At 43.3% G+C, this 20,779-nt stretch carries 19 protein-coding genes; 11 read left to right on the forward strand and 8 right to left on the reverse strand.

Annotated features, from left to right (window positions below):
* Positions 1–109 precede the first annotated feature (109 nt).
* Positions 110–2,866, reverse strand: a complete 2,757-nt coding sequence (acnA, locus tag B9T38_RS10300) for an aconitate hydratase AcnA (RefSeq protein WP_086196714.1) — start codon at positions 2,864–2,866, stop codon at positions 110–112.
* A 379-nt stretch (positions 2,867–3,245) separates the two neighbouring features.
* Here acnA and B9T38_RS10305 point away from each other — a divergent pair, with 379 nt between their 5' ends.
* Together B9T38_RS10305 and B9T38_RS10310 are read left to right on the forward strand one after the other, a co-directional pair.
* Positions 3,246–3,554: a helix-turn-helix transcriptional regulator gene (locus B9T38_RS10305; protein WP_004282130.1), complete on the forward strand. Its 309-nt coding sequence runs from the start codon at positions 3,246–3,248 to the stop codon at positions 3,552–3,554.
* Positions 3,551–4,840, forward strand: coding sequence for a type II toxin-antitoxin system HipA family toxin (locus B9T38_RS10310; protein WP_086196715.1), 1,290 nt, complete (start codon positions 3,551–3,553; stop codon positions 4,838–4,840). Before B9T38_RS10305 ends, B9T38_RS10310 begins: the two co-directional genes overlap by 4 nt.
* 99 nt (positions 4,841–4,939) lie before the next feature.
* Here the strand turns inward: B9T38_RS10310 and B9T38_RS10315 are convergent, their stop codons facing one another.
* Together B9T38_RS10315 and B9T38_RS10320 are read right to left on the reverse strand one after the other, a co-directional pair.
* A complete protein-coding gene (locus B9T38_RS10315; RefSeq protein ID WP_086196716.1) occupies positions 4,940–5,200 on the reverse strand; it encodes a helix-turn-helix domain-containing protein in 261 nt (86 codons plus the stop codon).
* Between the two features lie 293 nt (positions 5,201–5,493).
* Positions 5,494–5,850 carry a hypothetical protein gene (locus B9T38_RS10320; protein WP_086196717.1) on the reverse strand — a complete coding sequence of 119 codons (357 nt, stop codon included), beginning with the start codon at positions 5,848–5,850 and terminating at the stop codon, positions 5,494–5,496.
* A gap of 228 nt (positions 5,851–6,078) precedes the next feature.
* Here B9T38_RS10320 and B9T38_RS10325 point away from each other — a divergent pair, with 228 nt between their 5' ends.
* The 9 genes from B9T38_RS10325 to B9T38_RS10370 all read left to right on the forward strand — a co-directional run bounded on the left by B9T38_RS10325 (position 6,079) and on the right by B9T38_RS10370 (position 15,059).
* Entirely contained in the window at positions 6,079–6,315 is a 237-nt protein-coding gene (locus tag B9T38_RS10325; RefSeq protein ID WP_002058193.1) for a VF530 family protein, read from the forward strand.
* Positions 6,316–6,899: 584 nt separating this feature from the next.
* Complete coding sequence (gene ribBA / locus B9T38_RS10335) at positions 6,900–8,015, forward strand: bifunctional 3,4-dihydroxy-2-butanone-4-phosphate synthase/GTP cyclohydrolase II (RefSeq protein WP_086196719.1); 1,116 nt, start codon at positions 6,900–6,902, stop codon at positions 8,013–8,015.
* A gap of 18 nt (positions 8,016–8,033) precedes the next feature.
* Positions 8,034–8,504, forward strand: coding sequence for a 6,7-dimethyl-8-ribityllumazine synthase (gene ribH / locus B9T38_RS10340; RefSeq protein WP_086196720.1), 471 nt, complete (start codon positions 8,034–8,036; stop codon positions 8,502–8,504).
* 4 nt (positions 8,505–8,508) lie between these two features.
* A complete protein-coding gene (gene nusB, locus B9T38_RS10345) occupies positions 8,509–8,958 on the forward strand; it encodes a transcription antitermination factor NusB (protein WP_086196721.1) in 450 nt (149 codons plus the stop codon).
* Between the two features lie 18 nt (positions 8,959–8,976).
* Positions 8,977–9,894, forward strand: coding sequence for a thiamine-phosphate kinase (gene thiL / locus B9T38_RS10350; protein ID WP_086196722.1), 918 nt, complete (start codon positions 8,977–8,979; stop codon positions 9,892–9,894).
* The gene (locus B9T38_RS10355; RefSeq protein WP_086196723.1) at positions 9,872–10,393 is read left to right on the forward strand and encodes a phosphatidylglycerophosphatase A family protein; all 522 of its coding nucleotides are present in this window, start codon (positions 9,872–9,874) and stop codon (positions 10,391–10,393) included. The genes thiL and B9T38_RS10355 overlap by 23 nt, the downstream gene beginning before the upstream one ends.
* A 21-nt stretch (positions 10,394–10,414) precedes the next feature.
* Positions 10,415–11,779 (forward strand): bifunctional UDP-N-acetylglucosamine diphosphorylase/glucosamine-1-phosphate N-acetyltransferase GlmU, encoded by a 1,365-nt coding sequence (glmU, locus tag B9T38_RS10360; protein ID WP_086196724.1) that lies wholly within the window; start codon positions 10,415–10,417, stop codon positions 11,777–11,779.
* Between the two features lie 13 nt (positions 11,780–11,792).
* The gene (gene glmS, locus B9T38_RS10365) at positions 11,793–13,631 is read left to right on the forward strand and encodes a glutamine--fructose-6-phosphate transaminase (isomerizing) (RefSeq protein WP_086196725.1); all 1,839 of its coding nucleotides are present in this window, start codon (positions 11,793–11,795) and stop codon (positions 13,629–13,631) included.
* Between the two features lie 60 nt (positions 13,632–13,691).
* Complete coding sequence (locus B9T38_RS10370; protein WP_086196726.1) at positions 13,692–15,059, forward strand: phosphohexomutase domain-containing protein; 1,368 nt, start codon at positions 13,692–13,694, stop codon at positions 15,057–15,059.
* 50 nt (positions 15,060–15,109) lie between these two features.
* On the opposite strand, the gene galE is transcribed toward B9T38_RS10370, so the two are convergent.
* From galE to B9T38_RS10395, 5 genes are read right to left on the reverse strand one after another with little or no spacing between them, the layout of a single operon-like run.
* The gene (gene galE, locus B9T38_RS10375) at positions 15,110–16,132 is read right to left on the reverse strand and encodes a UDP-glucose 4-epimerase GalE (protein ID WP_086196727.1); all 1,023 of its coding nucleotides are present in this window, start codon (positions 16,130–16,132) and stop codon (positions 15,110–15,112) included.
* A complete protein-coding gene (gene pgi / locus B9T38_RS10380) occupies positions 16,125–17,798 on the reverse strand; it encodes a glucose-6-phosphate isomerase (RefSeq protein ID WP_086196728.1) in 1,674 nt (557 codons plus the stop codon). Before pgi ends, galE begins: the two co-directional genes overlap by 8 nt.
* Positions 17,798–19,054 carry a nucleotide sugar dehydrogenase gene (locus tag B9T38_RS10385; RefSeq protein WP_086196729.1) on the reverse strand — a complete coding sequence of 419 codons (1,257 nt, stop codon included), beginning with the start codon at positions 19,052–19,054 and terminating at the stop codon, positions 17,798–17,800. The genes pgi and B9T38_RS10385 overlap by 1 nt, the downstream gene beginning before the upstream one ends.
* 11 nt (positions 19,055–19,065) lie before the next feature.
* Positions 19,066–19,941: a UTP--glucose-1-phosphate uridylyltransferase GalU gene (gene galU / locus B9T38_RS10390; protein ID WP_086196730.1), complete on the reverse strand. Its 876-nt coding sequence runs from the start codon at positions 19,939–19,941 to the stop codon at positions 19,066–19,068.
* 29 nt (positions 19,942–19,970) lie between these two features.
* Positions 19,971–20,591 carry a sugar transferase gene (locus B9T38_RS10395; protein ID WP_086196731.1) on the reverse strand — a complete coding sequence of 207 codons (621 nt, stop codon included), beginning with the start codon at positions 20,589–20,591 and terminating at the stop codon, positions 19,971–19,973.
* Positions 20,592–20,779 lie beyond the last annotated feature (188 nt).

The following is a 20,779-nucleotide window of genomic DNA, read 5'->3' on the forward strand; positions in this document are numbered from 1 at the left end:
GTATCCTAGACACGAGACAGCCTCATTTTGAAGCTGCCTCAAAGGCTTCTGGGCTCATTCCTTAACTGACCGGCATTGGGGCAGGTGTCGGGTCTTTTTATCATTCAATTCAGGAAGCGAGCAAATTACGCAAGACATAGTGCAAGATACCACCGGCCTTAAAGTATTCCACCTCATTCAAGGTATCAATACGACACAACACCTGAAAATGGCTATGCGTACCATCGGCATGTTGCACCTCTACGTCCAGCATTTGATGCGGATGAATATCATCCGACAAGCCTGAAATTGAGAGGGTTTCATGTCCGGTTAGGTTCAAGATCTGCCGGTTTTGACCCCCTACAAACTGTAAAGGTAACACCCCCATGCCGACCAGATTGGAACGGTGAATCCGCTCAAAACTTTCAGCAATCACCGCTTTCACCCCCAACAGGTTGGTGCCCTTAGCCGCCCAGTCACGTGAAGAACCGGTGCCATATTCTTTCCCGGCAATAATCACGAGTGGGGTTTGTTCTGCCTGATAGCGCATTGCCGCATCATAAATCGAGAGTTTTTCTGCACTTGGAATATGCAGGGTATTGCCACCCTCCTCGCCACCCAGCATTTCGTTTTTAATGCGGATATTGGCAAAGGTACCTCGCATCATCACTTCATGGTTACCACGACGGGATCCGTAAGAGTTAAAGTCTTTTACATCAACACCCTGTTGCTGCAAATATCGTCCGGCTGGACTATCTTGTTTAATATTGCCCGCCGGGGAAATATGGTCTGTCGTGACTGAATCACCTAATACCGCCAAAATCCGTGCCTGGCTGATCTGCTGAATTGGTCGCACCGGCTGATCAATTTCTGCAAAAAAGGGTGGATGCCGGATATAGGTGGATTGTTCATCCCAAGCATAGGTTTGACTTTGTGGAATCTGGATCGCTTTCCACTTGGCATCGCCTTCAAACACTTCCGCATATTCTTTATGGAACATCTCGGTATTCACATTCTGCAGTGCGGCATCGATTTCCACCTGTGTCGGCCAGATATCTTTTAAATAAACCGCCTGGCCATCAAAACCCTCACCTATCGGCTCAGTCGTGAGATCAGTTCGAATATTCCCGACCAGACCATAGGCAACCACCAAAGGTGGTGAGGCGAGCCAGTTGGTTTTCACCAGAGGATGCACCCGTCCTTCAAAGTTACGGTTTCCGGAGAGCACTGAAGCTACATTCAAATCAAAACATTGCACAGCTTCTTCAATTACTTCAGGCAAAGGTCCCGAATTACCAATACAGGTGGTACAACCATAACCCACCAGGTTATAACCCAGCTGATTCAAATAAGGCGTCAACCCTGCTGCATGCAGATAATCGCTGACCACTTTAGAACCTGGAGCCAGTGAACTTTTCACCCAGGGTTTCCGCTGTAAACCTTTTTCGATTGCCTTTTTGGCCAATAGCCCTGCTGCCAACATGACACTGGGATTCGAGGTATTGGTACAGGAGGTAATAGCTGAAATCACTACATCACCATGCTGCAACGGATATTTTGTACCATCAATTACACAAAAAGCATTTTCATGGGGCAGGTTGGCCTGTTTCGCTTCAACCGCTGTACCTCCCCCTCCTTCATTTTCCAGACGCTCTTTTTCTTCCTTGACCGGTTTTAAGGTCAAATCCATGAAGGCATGAAAGGTTTTTGGCACTTGTGACAAGAGTACACGATCCTGCGGGCGTTTCGGACCCGCCAGACTGGCTTCTACCGTCGACATATCTAAAGCCAGAGTGTCGGTAAAGACGGGTTCATCCCCCGGATTGCGCCATAATCCTTGCAACTTGCTATAGGCCTCTACCAAGGCAATTCTTTCCGGCTGACGTCCAGTTAAACGTAAATAGGAAAGCGTCACCTCATCAACCGGGAAAAAGCCACAGGTAGCGCCATATTCGGGTGCCATATTGGCAATCGTGGCACGATCCGCCAAGGGTAAATCGGCCAGGCCATCGCCATAAAATTCGACAAATTTTCCAACGACGCCTTTTTGACGCAGCATCTGGGTAATGGTCAGCACCAGATCAGTTGCTGTAATACCTTCTTTGAGTTTACCGATGAGCTTAAAGCCGATCACTTCCGGAATCAGCATGGAGATCGGTTGGCCCAGCATGGCCGCTTCCGCCTCGATACCGCCTACCCCCCAGCCTAACACGCCTAAGCCATTGATCATGGTGGTATGTGAATCGGTACCAACCAAGGTATCAGGAAAGGCAAAGCGCTGACCATCGACCTCATTACTCCAGACCACTTGTGCCAGATATTCCAGATTGACCTGGTGGCAAATCCCGGTTCCTGGCGGCACCACGCGAAACTGATTGAGCGCCGCCTGCCCCCAACGTAGAAACTGGTAGCGCTCGCCATTGCGTTGCATCTCAATTGCGACATTCTGCTCAAAAGCTTGCGGGCTGGCAAAGTAATCGACCATAACCGAGTGATCGATGACTAAATCCACCGGTGACAGCGGATTAATTTTTTCCGGGTCACCACCGGCTTTGGCCACTGCGGCACGCATCGCGGCAAGATCAACCACTGCGGGAACACCGGTAAAATCCTGCATCAGCACCCGTGCCGGACGATACTGGATTTCCTGTTCTGAGGTTCGGTTGTTTAGCCACCCTGCCAATGCATGAATATGCTCGGTTTTCACCGTGAGCTGATCTTCAAAACGTAGTAAATTTTCTAGCAAGACTTTTAAAGATTTTGGTAGTCGAGACAGGTCACCTAACTGCACTTGCAATTTGGACAGGTTGAAAATCTGATAGTGTTCTGAACCGACGGTTAATGTTTCTAAAGTATTAAAACTATTGATATTACTATACTTAGCCATCTAGTTTCCCTCCGGCTTGATATGCTATTTTTATGATCACAGTCAACCATTCCTTTACTTACTGTATGCTAACTGCACGGCGGGTTTGTTATTATTTATTATCAGATTGCGCTAGGCAGTTAAATGCAGGACTGCCAGGAAATTTTGCCAGAGAGTTGCCGACAGTTCAGATCTGGCATTGACAATCTTTCTGCCAATTCCGTAAGGAGATTAAGGTAAATTGAACCGCGTATTTTAACTGTATTTTCAGAGTGATTTCAGATCACTACGTAGCTAAGGCTGTTTTACAGATCGAAATAATAAAATCATAAATTGCTTTTCAAAAAAAAAGAAACTAATATGTTTCTTACAGGACATAAAAGCAATAAATGTATCTACAATGAATAAGTCTTTACTTCAGCAAATCAAAAAAAGACGAACCCAATTGGGCTTAAAGCAAGTTGATATGCAATCCCGTACAGGCATTTCAAGACAGCAGTACCAAAAACTGGAAAGTCAGGGCAACCCTCGATTAGAGACCTTAGAAATTATAGCGGCAGGATTAAATGCTCAACTGATGCTCATCCCTGATGATAAGGTTCATTTGATCAGACAATTATTGAATGATGAAATTAAAGTCACTATTGAAGATCAGGATGACTTAATGACTAACCCATGGAAGGGTCTTCTCGGAGGAGAGGAACCATGAATACTGTTGCCGTCCTGAAATTAACATTACATCACAGTATCGTTGGATACTTGGCAGGATTTCAGAGCGGAAAAAATATTCTGGTTTTTACAGATTCTTTCCGCTCTGATCAGCAACGCCCGACCTTGAGCCTGCTGACTTCCCGCTTGTATCCTCAAGTGGATAAGATTTTAGAAAAGACCTATGTTACACATCAGCGTTTACATCCCTTGCTATCAAACTTGCTACCAGAAGGTGCATTATGCGAACTAATTGCACAAAGCCTCAAAGTACATATAGACAATGAATTTCAGTTATTGGCAGCTTTAGGTCATGATTTACCTGGAGCACTCATTGCGACTCCATTAGATCCAGAAGAAATTCCAGATGAAATAAAATTCAAACTGCAGATCTCTAATCCAGATCAGATCTTAAAGCAAGAGATTCGAACAGATAATAAGTTTTCCTTGGCCGGCGTCCAAATGAAGTTTTCCATGAAAGCCAAAGATGGGCGTTTTACACTAGTCCAGGCAACGGAATCGTCTCTACTCGGGGACTGGATTGTCAAAACTCCTTCTTCCAGACATGCTTTTGTTCCGCTAAATGAATATTCTATGATGAGCCTTGCCAAAATGGTCGGAATAGATGTCCCTGAGATTCGCTTGGTGGATATGGCACTCTTACAAAACCTTCCACCATTAAATTTACCCCAAGAGCAATATGCTTTTGCAATCAAAAGATTTGATAGACAGAGTACTGCTGATACTACAGAGCTTATTCACATCGAAGACTTTGCTCAGATCTTCGGTGCATATCCACATCAGAAATACAGCACCACAAATTATGAGCAGATAGGCAAGATCATTTACCAGTATTCAGATAACAAAATTATTGATATTCAGCAATTTGCCAGCCGCTTACTCATCAATATTTTACTCGCCAATGGAGATGCGCACTTAAAAAACTGGAGTATGATTTATTACGATAAAAGTGCACCTAGATTATCACCCGCATACGATATATTGATGACCAGTGTATATATTGAAAATGAGCGTCACTTCGCATTGAATCTTGCCAAAAATAAAGATTGGTATTTAGCTGAGATGAAACACTTTGAACAATGGGCAGAAAAAGTCGGCGTTCCGTGGCGTATCATCGAGAAGCAACTTCACGATATTATGAATAAAGCTCGATCATTATGGCCAGTGCTATTACTAGACTTACCTATGATTTCCGCTCATAAAGAAAAATTAAGAGAACATTGGAAAAAATTGCATCCAGACTTTCAGATACTTACAGATGATTAGGAGAACCTGTAAAAAGACTAAAATTTCTCAAATAATTTTCTTTTTATCTAAAAATTACTCTTTTTTGCACTTCAACTGATAATCTAAGCCACTAAACTTTTATTCATCATCTTCCGCAAACATTGCTTCAATTTCATCCCACTGCGGAAATTTATACTTCTTTTTATCCACTTCAAATTGCAGGCCTACCGCATTAAGTACACTTTCAAATATGCTAAATGAGCCTGTAAAATGGCCATTTTCTATCTCTGAAATTGTTGTTTTATTGACGTTGGTTTTTTCTGAAAGTTTTTTCTGTGTATAGCCCAGAGCTTTTCTTGCCAAACGTATTTCTTTACCTATTTCTTCTCTTGTAGCCATATCAATTTTAACTCTAGAAATTTGTTAGCCATATAGCAAACTTTTAACAAATTATGGCAAATATTCGCTATATAGCAAACTTATTATTGTGACTCTTGAATAGTTATTGAATTTATAAAATTCTATTTTGCCTTAAATTATTGAAATAGAGCCTATATGTGTATAGTAATTTTTACTTCATTTTTTAGAGTTAGGTTAGCCTACCTCTTGAAAAAGATGCTTCTTATATTGTGAATTTGAAGGATGGGATCGGGTTGTAGCTTAAGTTTCTAAGTAATGAAACCTTGCATAAATTACGACTTAGCTTGAAGGCCTTCCACAAATTGTAAAACGGTTTCAAGCTCAGAAATATTTTGGATTTGATCCAACGGAATACCTTTCGTTATTTTATTCGGATATTTCATAAAATGTTGGATAGTTGAAATATTGCCGCCGGAGAGAGTATCTACGGCCACTGTGATACGTATAAGTTTGAGGGCAACTTCTTTTTGCCGTAATGAGAATCTGCAACAATCTATATTGGTTATCGATAAATTTATATCAAGAATCATGGCAAGTTGATCATGTGTTAGCCCAATTTTTTGTGCTGCAGTTAAAACAGCTTTAGCTAAGACCTTTTCGCTGTTAGTCATTTGTTCGATTACCCGCATTACAAAGGTCTTTAGGTTCTACTACATAATTCGTACTGATGGTAGTAAAAATAGTTTTGAATGTGGTATTTGTAGTTGAATTGGGCTTTGTTGCATAAAGACTCTAAAGATAGAGCTGCCCCCAAGTTACTTAAATTTAAGCGACAACTTGGGTACGAAGTCGACCTAATTCTATAAATTTATTTATGGACTGCCACCACTTTCCTTACCAAATACGATTGATCCAATATGAACACATCCAATGACCCCTTACACGGCAAAAAGCTTGCTGACATTTTAGATGAGTTGCTAGATTACTATGGCGGCTTTGAAGGCTTGAGTCGTAAAATTGAAATTAGATGCTTTTGCATAGACCCAAGTGTTAAATCATCATTACGATTCTTGCGTACTACACCATGGGCACGTGAAAAAGTAGAAAGCTTATATTTGTACGTCTTACGCCAAAAGGCAAAACAGAAACCGTAGCCCCAAGCAACACCCCTCTCATCATAAATATACCAGTCTGTAAAATACCTTTAGATTAAGCATATGTATGTTGGTTATTATTGTTGATTATCAAAGTAAATTTAGTGACCAAAAAATCAAAGTACCCTACCCTACCTTAAATTACACCACACAAAATAAAAACTCTATATAACTGTTATATATAGGATTTATTAAAATACCGATTATGTTATTTAGTGTATTTTATGTCGGTGACTCTTGCCAAGGTTGGGGTCGGGAGTTCGAGTCTCCTTTCCCGCTCCAGATTCAAAAAAGCCCTCATCGAAAGATGGGGGCTTTTTTATTCTATTCGCATACAAAACCCTATAAATCAGCAGCATTTTGCATAAGCTTGTCATTATTTATGTATTTCAACTGCTTAAAGATTCAGCATAATCACGGCTTTTTAAAATAAAGGCCTCTTTTCAAGCGTTCAGGCTCTGTGTATAACAATGAACCAGGAATGGAAATCAATAAGCATAGGCAAACATCGTAAAAAAACGGTAGACTATGCAACAATCAATGCAAGCAAAATGTCATTTGAGACAAAAAGAAGGTGAAGGTTGATGCCGCTCAATACCGTTGAAGAGCTCGTAGCAGATATCCGTGCAGGAAAAATGGTCATCCTGATGGATGATGAAGACCGTGAAAATGAAGGTGATCTCGTCATTGCTGCGACTCACGTACGTCCTGAAGACATCAACTTCATGATCACACATGCACGTGGTTTGGTTTGTCTCACCTTGAGCCGCGACCGTTGTCAGCAGCTCAATCTTCCCCTCATGGTGGATGCCAACGGCGCACAGCACGGGACTAACTTTACGCTCTCAATTGAAGCCGCCAACGGTATTACAACGGGTATTTCAGCAGCTGAACGTGCTCATACCATTCAGACTGCTGTGGCCGCGCATGCCAAACCTGCGGATATTGTACAACCGGGTCATATTTTCCCGTTGATGGCTCAGCCAGGTGGCGTATTGCACCGTGCCGGGCATACTGAAGCAGGCTGTGACTTGGCCCGTCTTGCAGGACTTGAACCTGCATCAGTGATTTGTGAAATTATTAAAGAAGACGGCACCATGGCGCGCCGTCCAGATCTTGAAATTTTTGCTGAAAAGCATGGTTTGAAAATCGGGACTATTGCGGATTTAATCCATTACCGCATGACCAATGAACAAACGGTTGAACGTCTGGATCAACAAACTTTAAATACGGAATACGGAACTTTCGAACTATTCCGTTACCGTGAAGTTGGTAACCCGGACATTCATTTAGCCTTGGTTAAAGGTGAACCGAAAGAAGGGGTTACTACCGTTCGCGTTCATGGCTTTAACCCGGTACGTGACCTGCTGAAAATCAACAAGCAAGATGGCGAACCGGCCTGGAATCTCGACAAGGCGCTGAAAGAAATTGCCTCTAGCGAGCGTGGCGTTTTGGTCTGGATTGGCCAACATCATCTACCGGACCTTGGCCCTGCGCTGGAAAGTTTAAATATACCCAAACCAGCCAAATCCAATGCTGCACTGTCTCAGCAGTACCAAACCATTGGTGTCGGTGCCCAGATTTTACGTGATTTAGGGGTTGAGAAAATGAAATTGCTCAGCTCTCCATTACGTTTTAATGCGTTATCAGGTTTTAACTTGGAAGTGGTGGAATACATCACTGCACATCAAACAACTTAAAAAATCATCGAGGTTGCTATGGCAGTTCGCCGTATTGAAGGTATGTTACATCTCGCGAGCGAAGGCCGTTACGCGATTTTAGTGGGTCGTTTTAATAGTTTTGTTGTCGAACATCTATTAGAAGGCGCAATTGATACATTGAAACGTCATGGTGTATCAGAGGATAATATCACTGTTGTTCATGCACCTGGCGCTTGGGAACTTCCGGTAGTGGCTAAGAAACTGGCTGCTGCTGATCGTTTTGATGCCATTATTGCCCTGGGCGCAGTGATTCGTGGTAGCACGCCGCACTTCGACTTTGTTGCTGGCGAATGTGCCAAAGGTTTAGGCGTGGTTGGCCTGGACACTGGCTTACCGATCATTAATGGTGTATTGACTACGGATAGTATTGAACAGGCGATTGAACGCTCGGGTACAAAAGCAGGTAATAAAGGCAGTGAAGCTGCTCTTACTGCGATTGAAATGGTTAACTTGTTAAAGGCTATTTAACGCTATGTCGCAAACACTTCAAGCAACTTATGCAGCAAAACGCAAAGCACGTCGTTTTACTGTACAAGGAATTTATGAATGGCAGATGAGCCACAATCCGGTACATGAAATTGAAGCACGTACACGTGTGGAAAATGCCATGCACAAAGTGGATCTCGGCTATTATCATGAATTGTTGACTCAAGTGGTTGCCAATCATGAAGCATTGGATGCGCTCCTAATCCCTGTGCTGGATCGTGAAATTAGTGCGCTTGACGGCGTTGAACTCGCGACTCTTCGTCTGGGTGCGTATGAATTGAAAGAACATCTTGAAATTCCATATCGTGTCGTTTTAGATGAAGCAATCGAGCTGGCTAAACATTTTGGCGGTGCAGACAGCCATAAATACATCAACGGTGTATTGGATCGTTTAGCGACAACCTTACGTGCAGCAGAAAAGCAACAAGCCAACTAAATAAAGTAGATTTGTTGTATGGCTGAGTTCTCGATCATTGATACTTATTTTAATCGGAAGACTTCCGCGTCGGTCGATTTAGGTGTCGGTGACGACTCAGCCTTGCTCACCCCTCCTCCACAGCAACAACTGGTCATCTGTGCCGATACTTTAGTTGCTGGACGACATTTCCCCTTAGATACAAATCCCCATGCCATCGGCTGGAAATCTGTTGCGGTCAATTTATCTGACATTGCCGCCATGGGTGCCAAACCGCACAGCATTTTACTGGCATTGAGCCTACCCCAAATTGATCATGACTGGCTCAAAGGCTTTAGTCAGGGTTTATATGATTGCTGCGATCAATTTGGGGTGAGTTTAATTGGCGGTGATACCACGCAAAGTCCTCATCTCACCATTTCGGTCACTGCACTTGGCTGGATAGACACCGGCAAAGCCATCACACGCTCAGGCGCACAAGTCGGTGATTATGTCTGTGTCTCTGGCACAGTCGGTGATGCTGCATTTGCTTTGCACAATTTAGGACATCCGCTACAAAAACGTCTGGATTATCCAACGCCACGTTGCCAGCTTGGACAACAACTCAAAGGCCTGGCATCCAGTATGATTGATGTGTCTGATGGTTTAGCGCAAGATTTAGGCCATATTTTAAAAGCCTCAAAAGTGGGTGCAATACTGGAATTAAGCCAGTTACCGATCAGTCCAGATTTACAAAATTTAACTCAAGAACAGCAATGGCAATATGCCCTCGCGGGTGGCGATGACTACGAGTTATGCTTTACAATAAGCCCGCAAAATTATGAAAAGCTTTTGCAACAACAATTAGATGTCAACATTAGCAAAATTGGACAAATTGACCAAAAAACTGAGTTAACTTTTGTGCAGAATGGCGTAGACCATTCGCTGCATTTTCATGGATATCAACACTTTGCATAAACCTGCGATTCATTTTAAAGACATGTCCTGGTACAACCGCTTTATCGTTTTTTGCGGTGTCGGATTTGGTTCCGGGTTGTTACCCAAAGCGCCGGGCACTTTTGGTTCGGCCTTTGCATTGCTGTTTATTCCTGCCTGGCTTGCAATTGGCTTTACAGCCTCCATTATTGCCATGATTTTAATGTCACTTATTGGCATTTATATTTGTGGGCAAACCGCTAAAGTAATGGGCGTACATGACGATGGCCGTATTGTTTGGGATGAATTCGCAGGACAATCGATTACGTTTCTGCCCCTGATTTACTTCGCACAAATGAGCTGGCTTTGGGTGTTCGTCGGATTTGTCCTGTTCCGCTTATTTGATGTCTGGAAACCCTGGCCTATTCGTGTCATCGACCGTCAAGTCGGAGGCGGTTTTGGCATTATGTTTGACGATATTATTGCCGGCATTTGGGCCGCAATCTGTATTCTCGTGTACCTCAACATTTCAATGGCTTAAGCCAAGTTTTTAAGGTGTATTATGTCAACTTCTGTGATTATTCTTGCTGCAGGTAAAGGAACTCGAATGCGTTCGAGCTTACCCAAAGTATTGCAGCCGCTCGCAGGACGCCCTCTACTCGGTCATGTCATTGAAACGGCTAAAAAATTAAATGCCAAAAATATTATTACCATTTTTGGACACGGCGGTAATCTAGTTCAACAAGCCTTTGCACAGGAAAATGTACAGTGGGTTGAACAGGCAGAGCAACTCGGTACCGGTCATGCGGTAAAAGTGACTTTACCGGTGCTGCCTACTGATGGCGTATCCCTGATTCTTTCCGGTGATGTCCCTTGCATTAGCCAAGAAACCTTAGAAAAACTATTGGCTGTTTCACGTGAAACAGGAATTGGCCTGGTGACCTTAACCTTGGCTGATGCGACCGGTTATGGCCGTATCGTGCGTGAAAACAATAAAATTCAGGCCATTGTCGAGCATAAAGATGCCAGCGATGCACAGCGTCAAATTAAGGAAATTAATACCGGTATTTACTGTGTCAGCAATGCCAAACTGCATCAATGGTTACCAAAATTAAGCAACAACAATGCCCAAGGCGAATATTACCTGACGGATATCGTGGCCATGGCGATTGCCGATGGTCTTGAAGTGGCTTCTGTAGAACCGGAACGTGCCTTTGAAGTTGAAGGCGTGAATGACCGGGTCCAGCTTGCAGCTTTAGAACGTGAATTCCAGCTCTATCAGGCCAAACTTCTGATGCAGCAAGGTGTGCATATCATTGATCCAAACCGTTTCGACTTACGTGGCAATCTTACAGTCGGTCAAGACGTACGTATCGACATCAACGTGATTATCGAAGGCGATTGTGAACTTGGCAATAATGTAGAAATTGGTGCGGGTTGTGTCATTAAGAATACCAAGATTGCAGCAGGCACCAAGGTACAACCCTACAGTATCTTTGACAATGCCGTGGTCGGTGAAGATACGCAAATTGGTCCATTTGCCCGTTTACGTCCAGGTGCCAAACTGGCCAATGAAGTCCATATCGGCAACTTTGTTGAAGTTAAAAATTCAAGTATTGGACTCGGTTCTAAAGCCAATCACTTTACTTATTTAGGTGATGCCGAAGTTGGCGCAGGTTCAAATATTGGTGCCGGCACCATTACCTGCAATTATGATGGCGCGAATAAATTTAAAACCATTATTGGTGATTCAGCTTTTATCGGCTCGAACAGTTCACTGGTTGCTCCGGTCAGTATCGGCAATGGAGCAACTGTGGGTGCTGGCTCAGTCATCACACGCGATGTCGCAGAAAATAGTTTGGCCTTTGAACGCTCAAAACAAGTGGCTAAAGAAAACTATCAACGCCCCCAAAAACTGAAAAAATAAGAGGATTATAAATATGTGCGGAATTGTCGGTGGCGTTGCAGAACGTAATATTAGCAATATTTTAATTGAAGGCCTGAAGCGCCTTGAATACCGTGGCTACGATTCAGCTGGGGTTGCACTGATCAATGGCGGTCATGTCCTGCGCGAACGCCGTGTGGGTAAAGTGATCAACCTAGAACAGGCAGTGAATGAGTCGAATATCGAAGGTTCACTGGGGATTGCCCATACCCGCTGGGCAACCCATGGCAAACCGACTGAAAATAATGCTCACCCGCATGTTTCTGGTACGGTGGCTGTGGTGCATAACGGCATTATTGAAAACTATCAAGAACTGAAAGACGATCTTGAAGCTCTAGGCTATGTGTTTACTTCACAAACAGATACTGAAGTTGTTGCGCATCTGGTGAATGATGCATTGAAATCAACTTCCAGTCTTCTAGAAGCGGTTCAACAGGTTGTTCCTCAGCTCAAAGGGGCTTATGCACTGGGTATCGTGCATACTGATCATCCGAATGAGCTGATTACCGTTCGTGAGGGTTCACCTTTGGTTATTGGTGTCGGCATTGGCGAGAACTTTATCAGTTCGGATCAATTGGCCCTGCTTCCAATTACCAACCGTTTTATTTACCTGGAAGAAGGTGATATTGCACGTTTAACACGCAACAGTATTGAAGTGTTCGTGGATGGGAAATTGGTGAATCGTCCAGTAAAAGAACTGGATGCAACAGTCAGCAATGCGTCTAAAGGTGAATATAAGCACTACATGCTCAAAGAAATTTATGAGCAACCTGAAGCGATTCAGCAGACCATTTCCCAAGCCTTGAATGGCAACGATTTACGCGAAGATTTCTTAAATAAGGCCGTTGCTGATTTTGAAAAGATTCAACAGGTACAAATTATTGCCTGCGGGACCAGTTACCATGCCGGCATGATTGCAAAATACTGGTTTGAGCAACTGATTGACCTGCCTTGTCAGGTGGAAATCGCCAGCGAATTCCGTTACCGCACGCCTGTGATTGTCAATAACACACTATATGTGTGTATTTCTCAATCCGGTGAAACCGCCGATACTTTGGCTGCACTGCGTGATACCCAAAAACGTGCTGCTGCAAAAAATTTAAACATTACCACCATGACCATTTGTAATGTAGCTACCTCTTCTATGGTACGTGAAACCAATCATGGCCTGTTAACCTTGGCTGGACCTGAGATTGGTGTGGCGTCAACCAAAGCATTTACCACCCAGCTTGCCGCACTCATGCTGTTGGTACTCAAGATTGGTCAAGTGAAGCAGAGTATCTCTGCTGAACAGATGACAGCGATTATTGCTGACTTATGGCATACCCCGAAAGTCATTTTGGATACCCTGCAGCAAGACAAAGACATTTTACGTTTATCTGAACTGTTTGTAGAAAAGCAGCACTGCCTGTTTTTAGGTCGTGGTACCGAGTTCCCGATTGCCCTTGAAGGTGCATTGAAACTGAAAGAAATTTCATATATTCATGCCGAAGGTTATGCAGCAGGTGAACTCAAACATGGTCCATTGGCACTGGTGGACAATGACATGCCGGTGGTGATTCTTGCTCCGCAAGACGACATGCTCGACAAACTTAAATCCAATATGGAAGAAGTTCAGGCCCGTGGTGGTGAACTGTTTGTTTTTGCCGATGAGAACAGCGGTATTAAAGGCAAAGAGCGTCAGCATGTGGTTCATGTGCCAAATATCAGTCCACTCCTTGCGCCAATTGTTTACAGTATTCCTGTGCAGCTGCTGTCGTACCATGTGGCTGTCTTGCGTGGAACGGATGTCGATCAGCCACGTAACCTGGCAAAATCGGTCACAGTTGAATAATAAATTTTGATATAAGGCTGGGTAACCGGCCTTTTTCTTGCAAAGTAAAGAGTAAAAAACATGACACTGAGTTGTTTTAAAGCCTACGATATTCGTGGAAAATTGGGTGAAGAATTAAACGAAGACATCGCTTATAAAATTGGCCGGGCTTATGGCCAGATTTATCAACCTAAAACAGTGGTAATCGGTTGTGATATTCGTTTGAGCAGTGAAGACCTGAAACAGGCGACCATTCGAGGTTTAAATGATGCCGGTGTGAATGTCTTGGATTTGGGCATGACCGGTACAGAAGAAGTTTACTTCGGTGCATTCCATCTTGATGTACAGGGCGGTATCGAAGTCACTGCCAGTCATAATCCGATGGACTATAATGGCATGAAACTGGTGCGTGAAAATGCCCGTCCGATCAGTGCAGATACCGGTCTAAAAGACATCCAACTTTTAGTAGAATCGGGAATATTTAAAGAGGTCGGGCAAAAAGGCACGACTGAAAAATATAACATTCTGGCTGAATTTGTAGATCATTTGATGACCTACATTGATCCTGCAAAAATTAAACCTTTAAAACTGGTAGTGAATGCAGGTAATGGGGCAGCAGGTCATGTGATTGATGCAATTGAAGAAAAATTCAAAGTCCTGAATGTACCAGTAGAATTTATTAAAATTCACCATGAAGCTGATGGCACCTTTCCGAATGGTATTCCTAACCCGCTGCTCGTTGAAAACCGTGACAGTACACGTAAAGCCGTTATTGAGCATGGGGCTGACATGGGCCTTGCCTGGGATGGCGACTTTGACCGCTGCTTCATGTTTGATGAAAAAGGCCAGTTTATTGAAGGCTATTATATTGTAGGTCTATTGGCCCAAGCATTCTTGCTAAAGCAGTCAGGTGCGAAAATTGTGCATGACCCTCGCCTGGTCTGGAATACCTTTGATATTGTTAAACAATACCAAGGGGAAGCGATCCAGTCTAAATCCGGCCACTCTTTCATTAAAGAAAAAATGCGTGAGTATAATGCCGTGTATGGCGGGGAAATGTCTGCACACCACTATTTCCGTGACTTTGCCTATTGCGATAGCGGCATGATTCCATGGCTGTTAGCGGTGTCGGTATTGTCTGAAACTCAAAAACCGTTGTCTGCCTTGGTAGAAGAAATGATTGCAAAATTCCCATGCTCAGGTGAAATCAACTTCAAAGTGGCAGATACTCAAACGACCATTCAAAAGATTTTTGATCACTATGCCGATCAAAATCCAGCTATTGATCAAACAGATGGTGTAAGCTTGGATTTTGACGCATGGCGTTTAAACGTACGCGCTTCCAATACCGAGCCATTACTACGCTTAAATATTGAAAGCCGTGCAGATAAAAATCCTAAACCGATACAAAATTATGTGGATGAATTAACCCAACTGATTCAAGGCTAAAAATTTCTGGTATTAAAAAAGGAGCTTGATTGAAAGCTCCTTTTTCATATTTACTGGTTGCGATAACCATTCGGATTTTGCTTTTGCCAGTTCCAGCTGTCCGCCAGCATATCTTCCAGAGTATATTGCGGTTTCCAGCCTAACTCTTGCACAGCACGGCTATTGTCTGCAAATGAAGTCGCCACATCGCCTTCACGACGCGGCTCAATGCTATAGGCGACCGGCACATGGTTGACCCGTTCAAATGTTTTCACCACTTCTAAAACCGATGAACCCTGACCGGTTCCAATATTCCAGGCACGACAACCTTGAGCATTTAAACGGTTATTCAAGGCACACAAATGTGCATTCGCCAAATCCACCACATGGATATAATCGCGCACCCCAGTTCCGTCAACGGTATCGTAATCATTGCCGAAGATCGCCAGTTTTTCACGACGGCCTACTGCAACTTGAGTGACAAATGGCATCAGGTTATTCGGAATGCCTTGCGGATCTTCTCCAATACGGCCACTTTTATGCGCACCGACCGGATTGAAATAACGTAACAAAGCAATCGACCAGCGTTCATCTGCTTGGGACAATTTCTGTAAAAGCTGTTCAACCATCAGTTTGGTATAACCATAGTTATTACTTGGCATACCTGTAGGCATGTCTTCATTTAAAGGCGATACATTGGCCTCATCATATACGGTGGCCGATGAACTGAAGACCAAATTAAATACCCCTGCGCGCTGCATGGCCTGTACCAGTTGAATGGAGCCAGAAATATTATTGTCAAAATATGCCAACGGAATTTGCTGGCTTTCTCCTACCGCTTTTAAACCGGCAAAATGAATCACCGCATCAATGTGGTGCTGCTGAAAAACCTGATCTAGACCCTGTGCATCGCGAATGTCACCCTGCACAAAAGTGAGCGTTTTTCCGCAGATCTGTTGTACACGGTTTAAAGATTCTTCCGAACTATTGCAGAGATTATCCAGCACAATCACTTCATGCTCTGAATTTAACAGCTCCACGCAGGTATGCGAACCAATATAGCCTGCACCGCCAGTCACCAAAATTTTAGCCATGGGTTTTTCCTAATAGTATCTTTAATAAACCTTGAGTCGAGGCATCCAGCTCTGAAATATTCTGACTTTCGCCACTTAAAATCGGCAGCAGCTGATTGGCAATTTCCTTGCCCTTTTCAACGCCCCACTGGTCAAAGGGATTAATATTCCATAACACTGACTGCACAAACACTTTATGTTCATACATGGCAATCAGCATCCCCAGGCTATAGGGTGTCAGCTCTTTAAGTAAAATGGTGCTACTGGGTTGATTGCCTGCATATTGTTTATAGGCAGGTAAATCATTGAGTTCAGCCTGATCTAATGCCTGATTGCCAAATGCCAGCAAGCGCGACTGTGCCAGACAGTTGGACAGGGCCAAATGGTGCTGCTCAATCAAGGCCTCAGCATTGTCTACATAAGTAAATTGCTGGGCATTATAGCGTTTTACCGGAGCAATGAAATCACAGCTGACCGCTTGTGTGCCTTGATGCAATAACTGATAGAAAGCATGCTGGGCATTCGGTCCAACCTCGCCCCAAACAATCGGGCAAGTATTGGTTCCAACCTGCTCACCTGTACGTTGAATCGATTTGCCATTCGATTCCATTTCCAGTTGTTGTAAATACGAAGCAAAATATTTTAAACGGCCATCATAAGGCAAAATGGCATGGGTCTGGATATCTAAAAAGTTGGCATTCCAGGCACCCAGCAAGCCCATCAATACCGGAATATTTTGTGCAAAAGGGGCATTCCGGAAATGCTGATCCATGGCATAAGCCCCGGCCAGCAGCTGCTTGAAGCCTTCCCCCCCAATGGTTAATGCAATCGGCAAGCCAATACATGACCAGAGCGAATATCGCCCGCCAACCCAATCCCAAAGCAACAACTGATTTTCAGGCGCAATGCCCCATTCAGTCATTTTCTCGGGTTTGGTGGATACTCCGATAAAATGGTGCTTGAGAATATGCGGATGCTGACCTAAGGCTTTTTCCAGCCACAAACGCACGGTTTGTGCATTGGATAAAGTATCAATGGTACCAAAAGACTTGGATGAGATAATAAATAAAGTGGTCTCGGGGCGCAGCTGATGCAGCAATGCTGAAAGCTGGCTGCCATCCATGGTCGAGACAAAGTGTACATTTAACGGCCGGGTAGTCTTTTTTTTAAAATCAGATAACGCATGGCTAACCATCGCTGGCCCAAGATCCGACCCTCCAACACCAATATTGACCACATCCTGAATCACCTCCCCGGTCGCACCGCGAAACTGACCGGCATGGATTTTTTCCACCAGGGCATACATGCGCTGAAGTTGCTGATGAACCTGCGCTGCAACTTCAGCATGCTGTAGATCATGCGGAGGCAAACGCAATGCCCAGTGCATCGCCGCACGCTGTTCGGTATAGTTAATGGCTTCACTGGAAAACAGCCGTTTAATCCAGAGCTTGAGCTGTTGTGCATGAGCCCACTCAACCAAATGGTCAAGTACAGCCTGATTGATCCGATGCTTGCTAAAATCAAAAATCACATTGTCTAAATTTACAGAAAATTTTTGAAAACGGTCATGATCTTCTGCAAAAAAATCGCTTAAATGCCTGTTCTCGTATTCATTTTTCAAGTTCAGCAGCTTGCTTAGAACGCTATCAATCTCTTCTACTGGATAAGGTTGTATTTGATTCGTCATTAACGCCCTACCCCCATATAAGCAAATCCCTGTGCTTTCACATAGTCGGGATCATAAATATTTCGACCATCCAGAATCAGCGGATGCTGCATGATTTTTAATAAAGTCGGGTAATCCGGACTCCAATATTGTTTCCAGGCAGTTAACAGGCATAAGGCATGTGCGCCGTTTACGGCTTCATACTGGTTTGTACAATAAATCAGGTCCGCACGATGGCCATAGACTTTCTCAATTTCTGCCAATGCCTGCGGATCATGCAGTTTGACCGTCACGCCTTGCGCCCATAAGGCTTTCAGCATGATATGAATCGGGGATTGCTGGATACGTGCCGTATTTTCTTTAAAAGAGGCACCCCAAATTGCCACCGTTTTGTCTTTTAAATCACCATGGTAATAATTCCACAGCTTTCTAAACAGCAGCTCTTTTTGTTGTTCATTGATTTCCCAAACTTGCGCCAATAGCTGACTTTTAGCCCCTGTCCCGGACACGGTATTGGCCAAAGTGAGAATATCATGTGAGAAGTTCTCTCCACCAAAACCCGCACCTGGATACAGATACGATGATCCGATCCGGCTATCCGCTGCCATGCCCTGACGTACATGCTCGATATCAATGCCCAGTTTTTCCGCAACTACGGCTAAATCATTGATATAGCTAATGCGTGTCGCCAACATGCCTGAAATGCTGAGTTTGGTAAATTCGGCATCCAAAATGGGCATAAATAGATATTGCTGATGACGGGGAAATAATGGACGCAATAATTCCTGGATTTTGAGTTGAACCTTGCTTTGCTCACAGCCCACAATCAACTGTTCGGCTTGAGTCATGCTGCCCAAGGCATTCCCTTCCTGAATGATGTCAGGTAAATACACCCAGTCATCTTCAGGTAAATACTTTTGAAATTTTTCCGTACCATGCAAGCCTAGCGTGGACGCATTAATCATCAGTTTAGGATGAATAATTTGACGCTGACCAATTTCTTTTAATATTTCAATCCCCAGATGTTCTTCAGTTGGATTAAAACTAAAGAAATAGGCATCCATATCCAGGGCGATATCATTCAGGTGACAGTATTTTAAAAAGCCATTTTTTTCCTGTTTATCCAGTAACTGTTTGACTGCATCATCTTGGGCATAAGCTTGTTCTAAAGCACTTTTTTTTAGAAAATCACACCAATACACCTGATGACCGCATTCGGCCAACAATGCTGACAGGACACCTGAATACAGGGTTTGTCCAAATACTGCAACCTTCATTATTCACCGCCTTATAATGCAAGTTCCCGAATGAGTGCTTTAAAGTCCTCACCCAATTTAGGATGATCTACACCATAATGTAACACGGCTTTGAGATAACCCAGTTTGCTGCCGCAGTCAAAGGTTTGACCTTTCATTCGATAGGCTTCAACCGTTTCCGTCTTTTGTAATTCCGCAATCGCATCGGTTAACTGAATTTCGTTCCCTGCACCTTTCGGGGTATTTTCCAATAATTGCATAATTTTGGCAGGCAGGACATAACGCCCCACGACGGAAAGATTAGAGGGTGCAGTACCGACTGCCGGTTTTTCCACAATCCCTTGCATTACGCTACTTTCACCTTCTAAAGGTGAGCTTGCAACATCGACAATACCGTATTGATCGACCTGATGATCTGGCACAGCTTCCACCATAATTTGTGAAGCTTGAGATGAATTAAAACGCTGAATCATCAAACTGAGGTCATTGACTGGATCAGAATCTTTCACCAATACATCAGGCAGTAAAACTGCAAAGTCATCTTCTCCAATCACTGCTTTCGCACAGAGCACGGCATGACCTAGACCAAGTGGTTGTGGCTGACGTACGCTAATCACACTGACATGCGGGGGTAAAATCTCGGTAATTTCTTTAAGTAAATCGAATTTCTTTTTGTTTTCAAGCGTTGTTTCCAGCTCAAAGTTCCGGTCAAAATAGTTTTCAATGGAGGCTTTGGAAGAGTGAGTCACCAAGATGATTTGTTCAATCCCAGCTGCCACAGCTTCTTTCACTACATATTCAATCGCAGGACGGTCAACCACGGTGACCATTTCTTTAGGGATGGATTTGCTTGCAGGTAAAAAACGTGTGCCGAGGCCTGCAACCGGGAGAATGGCTTTTTTGATCATAACTTAAAATGTAACTTTTGATGTGAAGTTTAAGATTCTACTTTTTCAGACTGAACTTGAGGGGCATTACCTTTAAATAAAGATGGACCCACATGTCCAGGGGCATTAATCCCTTCTCGCTTAGTCATGACACCCACTGTTTTCCACATAATTTTAAAATCAACTAAAACAGAATGATTATCTACATACCACACATCACACTTAAAACGTTCTTCATAATCCAGTTCATTTCGACCACTAATTTGAGCTAGTCCAGTCATACCAGGACGAACTTCCAAACGACGTGCTTGTTCAGGTGAATAAAGCTCAACAAATTCTTTAAGCATAGGACGAGGACCTACAATACTCATATCACCTTTTAAAACATTAATGAGCTGAGGCATTTCATCCAAACTGGTAGATCTAAGTTTTTGACCAAATGGCGTTATTCGATGTTCATCTGGTAAAGGATTCCCTTCTTTATCTACTGCATCCTTCATAGAACGAAACTTGATCATTTTAAAATGTTTACCGTTCTTACCTGGACGTTCTTGTAAGAAGAAAATTGGTGAACCTAGATTTCTTTTTACTTTGTGAGATACCAATAGAAATATCGGAGATAAGACAATTAATGCTAAAATGGCAATAATAATATCCAAGAGTCGTTTCATTACCCCTACCCTACCCTTAAATAATCAAGTTTACTCATCAGATTAAAAAATATGAGCACTGAAATTTTATCTAACTGTTAGTTTCTGTAGCATTTAGAGCTTTAAAATATTTTAAGCTTAACGTGAAGTATACTGTGAATTTCACGAGGAAAAAATAGTAAAAACTATTCCACAATGAAAGTTTTTAC

It is taken from the genome of Acinetobacter sp. ANC 4218 (assembly GCF_002135245.1).
Lineage (GTDB): Bacteria > Pseudomonadota > Gammaproteobacteria > Pseudomonadales > Moraxellaceae > Acinetobacter.

Excerpts from the sequence above, each read along its gene's own strand:
- B9T38_RS10310 (WP_086196715.1), top strand. The coding sequence starts at position 3,551 with ATGAATACTGTTGCCGTCCTGAAATTAACATTACATCACAGTATCGTT.
- B9T38_RS10355 (WP_086196723.1), top strand. The coding sequence starts at position 9,872 with ATGGATATCAACACTTTGCATAAACCTGCGATTCATTTTAAAGACATG.
- glmU (WP_086196724.1), top strand. The coding sequence starts at position 10,415 with ATGTCAACTTCTGTGATTATTCTTGCTGCAGGTAAAGGAACTCGAATG.
- B9T38_RS10395 (WP_086196731.1), bottom strand. The coding sequence starts at position 20,591 with ATGAAACGACTCTTGGATATTATTATTGCCATTTTAGCATTAATTGTC.
- glmS (WP_086196725.1), top strand. The coding sequence starts at position 11,793 with ATGTGCGGAATTGTCGGTGGCGTTGCAGAACGTAATATTAGCAATATT.
- B9T38_RS10370 (WP_086196726.1), top strand. The coding sequence starts at position 13,692 with ATGACACTGAGTTGTTTTAAAGCCTACGATATTCGTGGAAAATTGGGT.
- B9T38_RS10325 (WP_002058193.1), top strand. The coding sequence starts at position 6,079 with ATGAACACATCCAATGACCCCTTACACGGCAAAAAGCTTGCTGACATT.
- B9T38_RS10315 (WP_086196716.1), bottom strand. The coding sequence starts at position 5,200 with ATGGCTACAAGAGAAGAAATAGGTAAAGAAATACGTTTGGCAAGAAAA.
- ribBA (WP_086196719.1), top strand. The coding sequence starts at position 6,900 with ATGCCGCTCAATACCGTTGAAGAGCTCGTAGCAGATATCCGTGCAGGA.
- B9T38_RS10305 (WP_004282130.1), top strand. The coding sequence starts at position 3,246 with ATGAATAAGTCTTTACTTCAGCAAATCAAAAAAAGACGAACCCAATTG.
- galE (WP_086196727.1), bottom strand. The coding sequence starts at position 16,132 with ATGGCTAAAATTTTGGTGACTGGCGGTGCAGGCTATATTGGTTCGCAT.
- thiL (WP_086196722.1), top strand. The coding sequence starts at position 8,977 with ATGGCTGAGTTCTCGATCATTGATACTTATTTTAATCGGAAGACTTCC.
- ribH (WP_086196720.1), top strand. The coding sequence starts at position 8,034 with ATGGCAGTTCGCCGTATTGAAGGTATGTTACATCTCGCGAGCGAAGGC.
- pgi (WP_086196728.1), bottom strand. The coding sequence starts at position 17,798 with ATGACGAATCAAATACAACCTTATCCAGTAGAAGAGATTGATAGCGTT.
- B9T38_RS10385 (WP_086196729.1), bottom strand. The coding sequence starts at position 19,054 with ATGAAGGTTGCAGTATTTGGACAAACCCTGTATTCAGGTGTCCTGTCA.
- B9T38_RS10320 (WP_086196717.1), bottom strand. The coding sequence starts at position 5,850 with ATGCGGGTAATCGAACAAATGACTAACAGCGAAAAGGTCTTAGCTAAA.
- nusB (WP_086196721.1), top strand. The coding sequence starts at position 8,509 with ATGTCGCAAACACTTCAAGCAACTTATGCAGCAAAACGCAAAGCACGT.
- acnA (WP_086196714.1), bottom strand. The coding sequence starts at position 2,866 with ATGGCTAAGTATAGTAATATCAATAGTTTTAATACTTTAGAAACATTA.
- galU (WP_086196730.1), bottom strand. The coding sequence starts at position 19,941 with ATGATCAAAAAAGCCATTCTCCCGGTTGCAGGCCTCGGCACACGTTTT.